13 protein-coding genes are annotated in these 13,123 nt (G+C 45.7%); 12 read left to right on the top strand and 1 reads right to left on the bottom strand.

Annotated elements, in window-relative coordinates; translation table 11 throughout:
- The first annotated feature begins 71 nt into the window (after positions 1–71).
- Positions 72–941 (top strand): nucleoside phosphorylase, encoded by an 870-nt coding sequence (locus C8N47_RS16630; protein WP_107823702.1) that lies wholly within the window; start codon positions 72–74, stop codon positions 939–941.
- A 27-nt stretch (positions 942–968) separates the two neighbouring features.
- Positions 969–1,835 (top strand): transglutaminase-like domain-containing protein, encoded by an 867-nt coding sequence (locus tag C8N47_RS16625; RefSeq protein ID WP_146161555.1) that lies wholly within the window; start codon positions 969–971, stop codon positions 1,833–1,835.
- Here the strand turns inward: C8N47_RS16625 and truA are convergent.
- A complete protein-coding gene (gene truA / locus C8N47_RS16620) occupies positions 1,823–2,602 on the bottom strand; it encodes a tRNA pseudouridine(38-40) synthase TruA (protein ID WP_245915741.1) in 780 nt (259 codons plus the stop codon). The genes C8N47_RS16625 and truA overlap by 13 nt on opposite strands.
- A gap of 177 nt (positions 2,603–2,779) precedes the next feature.
- On the opposite strand from truA, the gene C8N47_RS16615 reads away from it, so the two are divergent.
- The 10 genes from C8N47_RS16615 (at position 2,780) to C8N47_RS16570 (ending at position 12,759) form a co-directional block, all read left to right on the top strand.
- Complete coding sequence (locus C8N47_RS16615) at positions 2,780–3,775, top strand: AAA family ATPase (RefSeq protein ID WP_107823699.1); 996 nt, start codon at positions 2,780–2,782, stop codon at positions 3,773–3,775.
- A 45-nt stretch (positions 3,776–3,820) separates the two neighbouring features.
- The gene (locus tag C8N47_RS16610; protein ID WP_107823698.1) at positions 3,821–4,162 is read left to right on the top strand and encodes a four helix bundle protein; all 342 of its coding nucleotides are present in this window, start codon (positions 3,821–3,823) and stop codon (positions 4,160–4,162) included.
- Positions 4,163–4,264: 102 nt separating this feature from the next.
- Positions 4,265–5,146: a DUF58 domain-containing protein gene (locus C8N47_RS16605; protein WP_107823697.1), complete on the top strand. Its 882-nt coding sequence runs from the start codon at positions 4,265–4,267 to the stop codon at positions 5,144–5,146.
- Positions 5,147–5,149: 3 nt separating this feature from the next.
- Entirely contained in the window at positions 5,150–6,142 is a 993-nt protein-coding gene (locus tag C8N47_RS16600; RefSeq protein WP_146161554.1) for a DUF4381 domain-containing protein, read from the top strand.
- A 67-nt stretch (positions 6,143–6,209) separates the two neighbouring features.
- Positions 6,210–7,202 (top strand): vWA domain-containing protein, encoded by a 993-nt coding sequence (locus C8N47_RS16595; RefSeq protein WP_211316189.1) that lies wholly within the window; start codon positions 6,210–6,212, stop codon positions 7,200–7,202.
- Between the two features lie 17 nt (positions 7,203–7,219).
- Positions 7,220–8,248, top strand: a complete 1,029-nt coding sequence (locus tag C8N47_RS16590; protein WP_107823730.1) for a VWA domain-containing protein — start codon at positions 7,220–7,222, stop codon at positions 8,246–8,248.
- Positions 8,245–9,099, top strand: coding sequence for a tetratricopeptide repeat protein (locus C8N47_RS16585; RefSeq protein WP_245915740.1), 855 nt, complete (start codon positions 8,245–8,247; stop codon positions 9,097–9,099). The genes C8N47_RS16590 and C8N47_RS16585 overlap by 4 nt, the downstream gene beginning before the upstream one ends.
- Positions 9,100–9,192: 93 nt before the next feature.
- Positions 9,193–11,028, top strand: a complete 1,836-nt coding sequence (locus C8N47_RS16580) for a BatD family protein (protein ID WP_107823695.1) — start codon at positions 9,193–9,195, stop codon at positions 11,026–11,028.
- A gap of 23 nt (positions 11,029–11,051) precedes the next feature.
- On the top strand, positions 11,052–11,801 hold the full coding sequence (locus C8N47_RS16575) for a tetratricopeptide repeat protein (protein WP_170111432.1): 750 nt from the start codon (positions 11,052–11,054) through the stop codon (positions 11,799–11,801).
- Between the two features lie 91 nt (positions 11,802–11,892).
- Positions 11,893–12,759, top strand: a complete 867-nt coding sequence (locus C8N47_RS16570) for an enoyl-ACP reductase FabI (RefSeq protein WP_107823693.1) — start codon at positions 11,893–11,895, stop codon at positions 12,757–12,759.
- Positions 12,760–13,123: the final 364 nt, after the last annotated feature.

Here is a 13,123-nt window from a genome sequence, read left to right as displayed (position 1 = left end):
CGAGCAGCTATTTAGGCTTTGTTGCACGAATAATTTTTAGTTAGATTTGAAAAACATCAATAAACACTGTTATGATTGGTTCTTCAGAGCTCATTATCAACCCCGACGGAACGGTCTTCCATCTGCACTTGAAACCGGAACACCTTGCCGACAACATCATTTTGGTTGGCGACCCCGGGCGGGTTGAACTTATTGCATCGCTGTTTTCAACCATTGAAGTCAAAACTGCCAACCGGGAATTTGTCTCGGTCACCGGGCAATATCGCGGCATCGGTTTTACGGTGCTGTCAACCGGAATCGGGACCGACAATATTGACATTGTGCTCAATGAGCTGGACGCACTGGCAAACATTGATTTTGTCACCCGCGAAGTCAGAGCCGAAAAACGAAGCCTGAATATTGTGCGCATTGGCACCTCGGGAGGCTTGCAACCTTATTTGGATGTCAACTCATTTGTGGTCTCCGAAAAAGCAATTGGCTTCGACGGGCTGCTAAACTTTTATGCCAATCGCGATTCGGTTTCCGATTTGGCCTTTGAAAAGCAACTTAAATCGCATTTAAACTGGAACCGGCAACTGGCATCTCCTTATGTTGTAAGTTCGTCATCAAAATTGTTCGACAAATTTCAGACAAACGACTTTACGCCCGGCGTAACCATCTCGGCTCCGGGCTTTTACGGCCCGCAAGGACGTGTTCTGCGCCTGCCGCTGGCCGATCCGCAGATCAACGCAAAAATTGAGGACTTCAGTTATCAGGGGGCTAAAATCACCAACTACGAAATGGAATGCTCAGCGATTTACGGTCTTTCAGCCCTGTTAGGACACCATGCGCTCACCGTTTGTCTGATCATTGCCAACCGACTGAGCAAACAAGCCAACGGCGACTACCACTCGTCGATGAAGAAGCTTATCCGACTGGTTTTGGATAAATTAGCAGAATAGCTTATCTTGAAACAGGAGGAACAAAATATGGATTCAGAAAAACTTCAGGCCTTAATAACCTTGCTCGACGATCCGGACCAAGCGGTTTATGAGATGGTTGAAAAGGAATTACTCCGGGAGGATGATCTTCGCATTGAAGAACTGGAACATATTTGGGAAACCAGCCTGGACGAACTGATCCAAACCCGAATCGAGAATCTGATTCATCAAATTCAGTTCCGCGAAACCAGCAGCAAAATCCACGACTGGGCCAACCCAAAAGAGGTCGACCTCTTCGAAGGCTTCTTTCTGATCAGCCAATATCAATACCCGGAACTGAAAAAGAAAAACATCCTAAACCAGCTCAAAAAAATTAGCAACGACGTTTGGCTCGAGATCAACAACCGACTGACATCGATCGAGAAAATCACCGTGCTGAATCACGTTCTATACGATGTGAACAAGTTCTCGATCAATTTGTCGAACTTGCAGTCGCCGCAAAACTGCTATCTCAACCAACTCCTAGACACCAAAAAGGGAAACCCCATTTCACTGGCCATTCTATACATCCTGATAGCCCGCGACTTAGAATTGCCGATTCGTTTGATCAACTTCCCAAAAAATCCGCTTTTGGCGTATATCGATCCGGAGATTGCCAAAAAGGCACATGGCGACGACTATAATTCGCCGGTTCTTTTCTACATCAATCCGGCCAATCGAGGCGCCATCATCGGGCGAAAAGAAATCGAATTTTTCGTCAAAAAAAGCGAGAGTTCCGATTCCGGGCTCTTCGAAACCGCTTGCGAAGATAAAAAGATCATCAAGCTCCTAATTGAGAGCCTGATCCAGTCCTACGAATCGCTGGGACACCAGGATAAGGTCCGGGATTTGACCGCCATCGTTCAATTACTCTGATCGGGTATCACCGTTCGTTTAAAAACAGCCTCCGGGTATTCAATATCGGTCAGAAACAAGCCACAGGCAGGCACCGAAACTCCCGCTGCCCCCCGATCCTGGGTTTCAATCACCCGCCGAAAATCGTCGATAGTGAGCTTTCCCAGCCCCACTTCAACCAAGGTTCCAACAATAGCCCGCACCATATTGCGCAAAAAGCGATCGGCTTTAACGACAAACTTCAGCTGCTGTCCGTTCCGGATCCATTCGGCCTGATAAATTTTACAATTATTCGTTTTCACATCCGTATGCAGTTTACTAAAGCTGGTAAAATCTTCGAAATCGAATAAAATACGGCAAGCCTCATTCATCCGGTCAACATTCAGCGAGCGGCTGTTATACCAAGCTGTTTCCAGAGCAAACGGATCCTTTTGCTGGGTGATAAAATAATGATAGGTGCGCGAAATGGCGCCAAAACGGGCATGAGCCTCCCGGTCCACTTTCACGATATTAAAAATAGCAATATCCATCCCCAAAAAGCGGTTCATTTTATACACAAACTGAGCATCGTCAAGCTGCTCTTTTTCCGAGTCGAAATGGGCCACGTAATAACTCGCATGTACGCCGGTATCTGTTCGGCCGGCGCCTGTTACGGCAATGTGCTCCCGGCAGATTGTACTCAATGCACGTTGCAATTCTTCCTGTATACTTTTCGATTTGGGCTGAATTTGCCACCCGTGAAATCGAGTGCCATTATAAGCTAACTCAATAAAATATCGTTGTTTCAAAATCAATCTGTTTTTAAAATAAAAAAGAATACACTCCTTCACGGAATGCCCTATTTTATTAATTTTAACGGCTCTTGTCCAAACATAACACTTAACAACTTTTAACAAGTTTATACCCTTTTTTGGACAAGTATGCTTTAATTTCGTCAACCAAAATATAAAAATTGATCTAAAAAAATGAATCAAGCAGTTGATATTCGTGAGCTCAACGAAAGAATCGAAAAGGAAAGTTCTTTCGTCGATTTGATCAGCATGGAAATGAACAAGGTGATTGTTGGACAAAAACACCTGGTTGAGAGTTTGTTGATTGGATTATTATCCGGTGGTCATATTTTACTTGAGGGAGTGCCGGGTTTGGCAAAAACCTTAGCCATAAACACCCTGTCGAAAACCATCAATGCTGATTTTGCCCGTATTCAGTTTACCCCCGACTTGTTGCCGGCCGACTTGCTGGGTACACTTATATATAGTCAGAAAAACGAAGAATTCGTCGTTAAAAAGGGACCAATCTTCACCAACTTTGTACTGGCCGACGAGATCAACCGTGCACCGGCAAAAGTACAGTCGGCCCTGCTCGAAGCGATGCAGGAACGCCAGATTACCATCGGCGACGAGACCTTCAAATTACAGGAACCTTTTCTGGTTATGGCAACACAAAACCCCATTGAACAGGAAGGAACTTACCCGCTTCCCGAAGCACAGATTGACCGTTTTATGCTAAAGGTGGTGATCAAATACCCGCAAAAAGAAGAAGAAAAACTGATCATTCAGCAAAACCTGCTTAAACAATTCCCGCAACCGGCAACAGTGCTAAAACCCGAGGACATTCTGAAAGCCCGCAGCGTGGTGAAAGATGTTTATCTGGATGAAAAGATCAGTCAGTACATTGTGGACATTGTCTTTGCAACGCGTACCCCGGCAGAATACAAACTGGAGAAATATGCCGATATGATTTCGTTTGGTGGTTCGCCCCGGGCAAGTATCAGTTTGGCACAAGCTGCAAAAGCCTATGCGTTCATCAAACGCCGCGGCTATGTTATTCCCGAAGACGTTCGTGCCGTTTCGCACGATGTATTGCGCCACCGCATCGGATTAAGCTACGAAGCTGAAGCCAATAATATTACAACCGAAGATATCATCACCGATATTTTGAATACTGTAGAAGTTCCGTAGCTGAACAAATTCCAAAAGACAAGGAACAAAGAACAAAATCCAAACATGAACGAACTTGAAAACAGGTGCCTTCAATTTGCAATCGATATTCGATTAAGATTGAAAGCACTACCGAGAAATACTTCAAACACGCAAGATTTCAGGCAAGTGGTCAGGTCTTCAGGTTCGATCGGGGCAAATTATATCGAAGCCAATGAGTCTCTAAGCGACAAAGACAAGCTATTCCGAATGAGAATTGCACGAAAGGAAGCGAAAGAGACGATTTACTGGCTGACAATTTTAAAGAACACAAATCCTGACTTTGACAAGGAGCTTGTAGATCTGGTTAATGAAGCTGACGAGTTGAAAAGGATTATTTCAGCAATCATTAAAAAGTTAGATCACTGAATTCTTTGATTTCTGGAATTTGAGTTTTGAACATTGGAATTTGATTTTTGGAATTTATACCACGAGAAAAAGTAAAATAGTTGAACCGATAATCAAGGTAGCTTGGAACATACAGATTTATTAAAAAAGGTCCGAAAAATTGAGATCAAAACCAGGGGGCTGAGTCGCAACATTTTTGCCGGCGAGTACCACTCGGCGTTTAAAGGTCGCGGTATGGCGTTCAGCGAAGTGCGCGAATACCAGTTTGGCGACGATGTGCGCAGCATCGACTGGAATGTCACAGCTCGCTACAATAAGCCCTTCATCAAGGTTTTTGAGGAAGAACGCGAGTTGACCGTCATGCTGCTGATTGACGTCAGCGGATCGCGCGATTTTGGCTCGTTCGAAAAATTCAAAAAGAATGTTATTACCGAAATTTCGGCCATTCTATCTTTTTCGGCCATTCAGAATAACGATAAGATTGGTGTAATTTTCTTTTCGGAAAAGATTGAAAAATTTATTCCGCCCAAAAAAGGAAAATCGCACATCCTGCGCATCATCCGCGAATTAATCGATTTTGAGCCCGAGAACAAAGGCACCAACATCACCGAGGCGTTGCGCTATATGACCAATGCGATTAAGAAGCGTTGTACCTGTTTTATCATTTCTGACTTCATCCAACCCGAAGCCGATTTTGATAAAGCGCTGACCATTGCCAACAACAAACACGATGTTGTGGCCTTGCGCATCTTCGACGAGCGTGAAACAAGCCTGCCCCCCATCGGCATGGTTAAGCTGAAAGATGCAGAAACCGGCCAATACGTTTGGGTGGACAGCAGCAGTCGGCGGGTACGCCATGAGTACGAGAAATGGTGGCGCGAGCTCAGTACGCAATTGGATTGGACCTTTAAGAAAAGTGGTGTTGACTATGCCAATATCAACACCCGACAAGACTATGTCAGATCCCTGATGACCTTATTTCAAAAACGGGGATTAAAAGCATAAAGCATGAAAAGTTTAAAATTATCACTCCTAATTATTTGTTTGTCGGGGCTTATCCACAGCTCCTTATTGGCCCAAGGCATTAAGGTAAAAGCGGTGATTGACTCGACCCACGTGCTGATTGGCGACCAGCTGAATTTGCGGTTGGAAGTTGAGCAACCCGCCGATTTCAAGGTTGAATTTCCGCTGATCAGCGACACCCTGGACAATGGTATTGAGGTGATGGCTCAATCGCCCCTGGACACCTTCAAGCTGGATGAAAAAGAACAATTGAAGATTATAAAAAACCTGACGATTACCAGCTTCGATACCGGACGCAATGTTGTTCCGGCATTTAAGTTCAAACTGGTACAGAACACCATGCAACAGGATCTGGAAACACTTCCTGCTGAGTTCTTCGTTCATGGAATGGAAATCGACACAACCAAGGGCCCCACTGACATTAAGCAGCCTTACGGCGCGCCGGTCACTTTAGCCGAGGCATCGCCCTACATCCTGGGAGCGATTTTGATCCTGGCGATTGTCTTTTTCATTTTTTACTATCTGCAACGACGCAAGAAAAACAAACCCGTGTTCGGAAAACCGGCCAAACCGAAGGAAGCCCCGCATGTTGTCGCTTTACGCGAGCTGGAGCATATTCGCGAAAGCAAGCTATGGCTCGAACCGGATAAAATTAAGCTGTTTTACAGCGAGCTTTCCGATACGCTGCGCATTTACATTAAAGAACGCTTTGCGATCGATGCTCCGGAATACACCTCGGACGAAACCATCCAGGCGTTTAGCAAACAAAAGAATCTGATTTCGGAAAAATCATTCACCCAATTAAAAGAAATTCTGAAACTATCGGACCTGGTGAAGTTTGCCAAGTACCAGCCGCTGCCCGACGACCATAACCTGAGCCTGATGAATGCCTTCTTTTTTGTGAATGAAACCAAAATTGAAGATCGCAAAACCGAAGTTAAAGACGAACGCGAAGGCGAAGAAGTGGAACTGAAGTAAGATCGTTCTGAATTGAACGATGACTTGGTCAGTTCGAAAAAATATTTTCTACGAAACAGAACAAAAAATGGACGGAATAACATTTAAAAATCCGGAATATTTTTACCTGCTATTTGTACTGGTTCCCATGTTGGCCTGGTACATCTTCAGGTTTCAAAAATCAGGAGCCAGCATTCGCTTCTCCACAACAATGGGCTTCGCCAAACTTGGCAAAAGCTGGAAACACTACCTGCGTCACCTGCCTGTTGTACTGCAAATGGCCGGTGTAGCGCTGTTAATTGTCGCGCTGGCACGCCCTCAGTCTTCCAGCAGCTGGGAGAACGTTACTACCGAAGGGATTGACGTCGTAGTGGCGCTGGATATCTCGAGCTCCATGCTGGCACGCGACTTTCAGCCCAACCGACTGCAAGCAGCCAAAAATGTGGCCACCAAGTTTATTGCCGGTCGCCCCAACGATAAGATGGGGCTGGTGGTTTTCTCGGGCGAAAGCTTCACCCAGTGCCCGCTGACAACCGACCACGCCGTGCTCATTAACCTTTTCAAGGATATTGAAAGCGGAATGATTGAGGACGGAACGGCTATCGGAAACGGTTTGGCAACATCGGTTGCCCGGCTAAAGGAGAGCAATGCCATTAGTAAAGTAATCATCCTGCTGACCGACGGCGAGAACAACCGCGGCGAAATAGCCCCGGTAACAGCGGCCGAACTGGCTAAAACCTACGGCATCCGCGTGTACACCATCGGCGTTGGAACAATCGGGACGGCGCCCTACCCCGTGCAAACGCCTTTTGGCACCCAACTGCGCGATGTGGAGGTGAAGATCGACGAAGCAACCTTGCAGAAAATCGCCGACATTACCGATGGGAAGTATTTTCGCGCAACCAATAACGAGTCGCTCGTGAAGATTTACGAAGACATCGACAAACTGGAAAAATCAAAAATTGAGGTAAAAGAATACAGCCGCAAACAAGAAGAATATCAACGCTTCGCCTTGTTTGGCGGATTGATTCTGCTAGCTGGCCTGTTTTTGAAAATCACCTTATTTCGTAACATTCCTTAAGTATAAGAAAAATGGAAATGTTCAGATTTGCACATATCGAATACCTCTATGGATTAATCCTGATACCAATCCTGACGGCGCTGTTTATCGGCATCCGCATTCAGCGAAAAAATGCGCTGAAACGTTTCGGGCAACCCGAGATAGTCAATCAGCTGATGCCCAATGCGAGCAACAACCGTCCGGTGGTCAAATTCATCCTTTGGATGCTGGCCCTGATGTCAATCATCTTGGCTATTGCCCAACCACAATTTGGCAGTAAGCTGAAAACTGAGAAACGCAAAGGCGTAGAACTGATGATCGCGCTCGACGTTTCCAACTCGATGATGGCTGAGGATATTCAGCCCAACCGCTTGGAACGCGCCAAAAGAGCAATCTCCCGCCTGGTAGATAAACTGGACGATGATAAAATCGGCCTGATTGTCTTTGCCGGCGACGCATACACCCAATTGCCGATAACCACCGACTTTGCATCGGCAAAACTGTTTTTGAATTCCGTGAGCACGAATATTGTTCCCCGACAAGGAACGGCTATCGGAGCTGCCATTAATCTGGCCGCCAATTCCTTCAGCCCGCAGTTTGAAGGCAACAAAGCCATCATCGTGATTACCGATGGTGAAAACCACGAGGACGATGCGGTAGGTGCAGCAACAGCAGCTGCCCAACAGGGCATTATTGTTCACACCATTGGGATGGGGCTGCCGCAAGGTGCACCAATTCCGGTTTACCAGAATGGCCAGAAAGACTTCCGCAAGGACAAAAGCGGTCAGGTGGTCGTTACCAAACTCGACGAGCAAATGCTGCAAGAAATTGCCGCAGCCGGCCAGGGCGTTTACGTTCGGGCCAACAATGCCGAAGTGGGCTTAAACACGCTCTTCAGCGAGATCAACAAAATGGAAGGCGCCGAAATGGAATCGCTTGTTTATGCTGAATATGCCGAACAATACCAATGGTTTATTGCGTTGGCCCTATTCTTCCTTTTTGTCGATTACCTCGTTTTGGAACGCAAAAACAAATATTTGAAAAACATCAAATTATTTGGAAAATGATGAAAAATTTAAAATTCTATACCCTATTTATCAGCCTGGCTTTCATCCTATTCGGGCTGACAGCGCAGGCACAGAACGAACGCAAATTTGTTCGGCAAGGGAACAAGCTTTACGAGCAGGCGCTTGCCGACACGACCAAGCAAGACACGGCATCCTACAACAAAGCAGAAATAGCGTACCGCCGTGCCATTGAAAAGCGCCCCGACGATTTGAAATGGAACTTCAACCTGGGTGATGCCTTGTACAAACAGCAAAAGTTTGATCAGGCACAAAGCACATTCGAAGACATCGCCCAAAAAAGTACCGATAAGGCGGAAAAAGCGCGTGCCTACCACAACATTGGCAACTCGCTGCTGATGCAGAAAAAACTGGACGAAAGTATCGAAGCCTATAAAGAGGCGCTGCGTAACAATCCCGCCGATCTGGACTCGAAGTACAACCTGCTGTATGCCATGAACCTGAAAAAACAACAGGAACAGCAGCAGAAGAATCAGGATAAAAACCAGGATCAGAATAAAGATCAGGACAAAAACAAAGATCAAAATAAGGATCAGCAGGATCAGAATAAAGACCAGAATAAGGACCAAAATAAAGATCAGAACAAAGATCAACAGGATCAGAATAAGAACCAGGATCAACAGAATAAAGATCAGCAAAAAAAGGATCAGCAGAACCAAAACAAGGATCAGCAACAAAACCAGCAGCAACAACAGCAACAGCAAAAAATTTCGAAAGAAAATGCTGAGCGACTGCTGCAAGCCTTGCAAAATGATGAAGAGAAGATTCAGGAAAAAGTAAAAAAAGCACAAGCAGCAAAAGCACAACAACGCCAAACCGACAAAGATTGGTAGGCTAAAATAAAATCACCAACATGAATTGCCAATTTTGCATTTTCTGAATCTTAACATTAAATGTTAATTTTGAATTGCAAATAACAACCCATAATGAGTAAAATGATTAAGAAACTCATCCTACTGACTTTACTTGTATTTCCGGTATGGTTCGCCTCGGCCGACAGTGTTCGGTTTCAGATGACCGCACCCAACGTGGTATCAACCGGCGAACAATTCCGGCTATCATTCACCCTGAACGAACGGGGGACAGACCTCAAACTACCCGATTTATCGGCCTTTGATGTTTTAATGGGGCCATCGACCTCGCAAAGCTCGAGCTTCCAGATGATCAACGGGAAGACAACCCAATCGGTAAACTTCTCCTACATCTACATTTTAAGAGCAAAGGCTGAAGGAACCTACACCCTGCGCCCGGCATCGATTACCGTTGACGGCAAGGTGTACGATTCGAACGAGTTGGAAATTGAGGTTGTCAAAGGTCAGGCCAGGGCGCAAAGCCAGACCGGCACAGGCAGTACGCAGTCGGGCCAGCAGCAAAATATATCATCTGCGGAAATTACCAAGGATGACCTTTTTGTAAAGGTTGATCTGGACAAATCGGCGGTTTACAAAGGCCAACAAGCCATTGCTACCGTTAAAATCTATGTCAGTCCGAATGTGCCGATTACCAACTTCGAAGATGTAAAGCTGCCCTCGTACGAAGGTTTCTGGACACAAGATATTGAAACGCCGAACCAAATTACCTTTAACCGCGAGGTGTACAAAGGTAAAATTTACCAGGTGGGTGTTTTGAAAAAGACCATTCTCTTTCCGCAGCAAACCGGGAAAATAAAAATCGATCCGTTTGAGATTACCTGTTTGGTACGCCAGCAAATTAAACGCCAGCGTAGTTTCTTCGACGATTTCTTCGATAACTACCGCACCGTGCAAGCAAAGGTAACAAGCGACCCCGTTTATTTGAGTGTGAAGGAGCTACCCAAAGCGCCCGACGGTTTCTATGGCGGTGTGGGCCAGTTGAAATTCTCGGCAGGCATCGACAAAACGGCTGCCAAAACCAACGAAGCCATCACCCTTCGCCTGACAATTTCGGGCAGTGGTAACCTCCGGCTTATTGATGCGCCCAAGGTCGAGTTTCCGAACGACTTTGAAGTGTACGATCCGAAAACGGATGAGAACGTCCGATCAACCAATAGTGGACTCACCGGCACCAAAACCTTCGAGTACCTGATCATCCCGCGCTATGCCGGCGATTACAGCATTCCGCCGATTAAGTTTTCGAGCTTCGATCCGGCAACCGGCAAATACAAAACCGAAACCTCATCGGCTTTCAACTTAAGCATTGAGAAAGGTAACGATGACCAAAACGCGACTGTAACCAGCTCAATCAGCAAGCAGGATGTGCGTTTCATCGGCAAAGACATTCGCTACATCAAGCAGGGGCAATACAAGCTCCGCGATCTGGCGCAATCGTTCTATGGCAGCACCGCCTTCTGGTTGTTGTACATCATTTCAACGGTCATGTTTGTGGTTGTGGCGATTGTTTATCGCAAAAAGCTGAAAGAAAATGCCAACATCCAGTTGATGAAAACCAAGAAGGCCAACAAGCTTGCTCAAAGGCGGTTGAAAGAAGCTGCCGGCCACCTGAAACAGCACAAGTCGGAGCAATTCTACGAAGCGGTACTGAAAGCCTTCTGGGGTTACCTCAGCGATAAGCTGAGCATTCCGGTTGCCAAGCTGAACCGCGATAATGCCATTGCGAGCCTTGTTGAAAAAGGCGTTCAACAAGAGCAAATCGAGGAATTTATCCAAATTATCAATACCTGCGAATTTGCCCGCTATGCACCCAGTTCGTCGGATGCCGCCCTGGAAGACGTGTACCAAAAGTCGGCCAACCTGATGGGGAAACTGGACAAACAAATCCGTTGAGTAACCGAAAAATGAAAACGACCATGAAGAGATTCATTCAACTTATAATTTTACTGACATTAAGCCTATCGCTATCGGCACAAGATGCCTTGCAGGACAAAGCCAACCAGCATTATATTGCCGGCGAATACGAAGATGCCATCGCAGCCTATAACGAAATTTTGAGCAGCAATAAAGCTTCAGCGGAAGTGTATTACAACCTGGGGAATAGTTATTATAAGAACAACCAATTCACCCAGGCCATACTGAACTATGAGCGTGCCAAGCTATTGGCGCCCAACGACGAGGACATTCAATTCAACCTGGATTTGGCCAACCAACATGTTGTTGATGCGATTGATCCGCTGCCTCAGGTGTTTTTTATTCGCTGGTGGAACAACATCACCAACAAGTTCTCGGTCGATCAATGGGCTCGCATCAGTGTGGTTAGTTTCATCCTGTTTTTAGTTCTGGCCGGCTTATTCTTCTTTACCCCAAGTGGGCTAATTAAGCGGCTATCCTTCTGGAGCGGAATTTTAATCGTAGTAATTTCCATTTTTAGTTTTAACTTTGCCGCCCGGCATAAGCAGCGAATCACCGAGCATAATTTTGCCATTATTGTGCAACCCAGTGTTACGGTGAAGAGCTCGCCATCGGAAAGCGGAACAGATTTATTCCTGATTCATGAAGGATTGAAAGTTGAAATCAGGGATCATCTGTCGGGCTGGATGGAAATTCGGCTGTCTGACGGAAACCAGGGATGGTTACCAGCGAACAGTATTGAAAGAATTTAAAATGATGCCGGCTAGTGCCGGTATTTTTGTTTTACACCATATTTTAAAACCATTTTAAACGCGAGTTGTTAAAACTCAAAAATTTAAAAACATGGCTTATAATTTACTTAAAGGTAAAAAGGGGATTATTTTTGGTGCCCTGAACCCCGATTCTATTGCTTGGAAAGTAGCAGAACGTGCGTACGAAGAAGGTGCAACCTTCACACTAACCAATACATCCGTTGCCCTGCGTATGGGTGAAACTGCGCAATTGGCTGAAAAAACAAATTCAACCTTAATTGCTGCCGACGCAACAAACGTTGCCGACCTGGAAAACCTGGTTAAACAGTCGATGGAAATTTTAGGCGGAAAAATCGATTTTGTGCTGCACTCAATCGGCATGTCTCCCAATGTTCGTAAAGGTCGTCATTACAGCGATCTGGATTACAACTATCTGGAAAAAACGCTGGACATCTCAGCTATTTCTTTCCATAAAGTAATGCAGGTTTGCCGTAAGATGGACGCCATCAACGAGTGGGGTTCTGTAATTGCCCTGTCGTATGTTGCCGCTCAGCGTACATTCTACGGATACAACGACATGGCCGATGCCAAAGCCTTATTGGAGTCTATTGCACGTAGCTTCGGTTACATCTATGGCCGCGAGCGCAACGTGCGTGTGAACACGGTTTCACAGTCGCCAACACAAACAACTGCCGGTGCCGGCGTTAAAGGAATGGATCGCCTGATGGACTTCGGCGAACGTATGTCGCCGCTGGGTAACGCCACAGGTGACGAGTGTGCCGACTACTGTATCACTTTATTCTCGGACCTAACCCGCAAAGTAACCATGCAGAACTTGTTCCACGATGGCGGTTTCTCGTCAATGGGTATGAGTATGCGTGCCCTGGAGCAATACGAGAAAGGTTTGGAATGCGATTGTGATACCGACAACGGTAGCTGCGATCACAAATTCGACTAACACCGGATTTATTCGGATAAAATAGGGCAAAAGCTGTTCTCTCGCGGGGACAGCTTTTTTTCTGAAAGTCACTCACCAAAATATAGTTCGGTTATAAAAGAATTATAATTTTTTCTACGTGCTCACAATGGCAACAACTGTTGGTTCTTAGCGTCTGATGTCAGTTTTTTCTACGGGATTTAATCACCAAAAAACCCACGACCTTTTAATTTCGATAGACGCTTTTTAAATCTGCTAATTGTCTTTCTAACCGTTGTATTCTTTTTAATGTAAGCGTCTCGGCGATGACGCAGCCCAAAAAACAGCCCGTCAATTTTCAAATGGAATTGACGGGCTGTTTAAGTTATTTTATTGAGCAGACCAC

It is taken from the genome of Mangrovibacterium marinum (genome assembly GCF_003046625.1).
Classification (GTDB): Bacteria; Bacteroidota; Bacteroidia; order Bacteroidales; family Prolixibacteraceae; genus Mangrovibacterium; species Mangrovibacterium marinum.
The sequence above is the reverse complement of the archived record's forward strand: the minus strand, read 5'-3'. Positions and strand labels throughout refer to the sequence as shown.

Bases quoted from the DNA above. Each gene is read 5' to 3' on its own strand.
- C8N47_RS16630 (WP_107823702.1), top strand. From the start codon at position 72: ATGATTGGTTCTTCAGAGCTCATTATCAACCCCGACGGAACGGTCTTC.
- C8N47_RS16610 (WP_107823698.1), top strand. From the start codon at position 3,821: ATGAACGAACTTGAAAACAGGTGCCTTCAATTTGCAATCGATATTCGA.
- C8N47_RS16570 (WP_107823693.1), top strand. From the start codon at position 11,893: ATGGCTTATAATTTACTTAAAGGTAAAAAGGGGATTATTTTTGGTGCC.
- C8N47_RS16595 (WP_211316189.1), top strand. From the start codon at position 6,210: ATGGACGGAATAACATTTAAAAATCCGGAATATTTTTACCTGCTATTT.
- C8N47_RS16575 (WP_170111432.1), top strand. From the start codon at position 11,052: ATGAAGAGATTCATTCAACTTATAATTTTACTGACATTAAGCCTATCG.
- C8N47_RS16615 (WP_107823699.1), top strand. From the start codon at position 2,780: ATGAATCAAGCAGTTGATATTCGTGAGCTCAACGAAAGAATCGAAAAG.
- C8N47_RS16590 (WP_107823730.1), top strand. From the start codon at position 7,220: ATGTTCAGATTTGCACATATCGAATACCTCTATGGATTAATCCTGATA.
- C8N47_RS16580 (WP_107823695.1), top strand. From the start codon at position 9,193: ATGAGTAAAATGATTAAGAAACTCATCCTACTGACTTTACTTGTATTT.
- C8N47_RS16625 (WP_146161555.1), top strand. From the start codon at position 969: ATGGATTCAGAAAAACTTCAGGCCTTAATAACCTTGCTCGACGATCCG.
- C8N47_RS16600 (WP_146161554.1), top strand. From the start codon at position 5,150: ATGAAAAGTTTAAAATTATCACTCCTAATTATTTGTTTGTCGGGGCTT.
- C8N47_RS16585 (WP_245915740.1), top strand. From the start codon at position 8,245: ATGATGAAAAATTTAAAATTCTATACCCTATTTATCAGCCTGGCTTTC.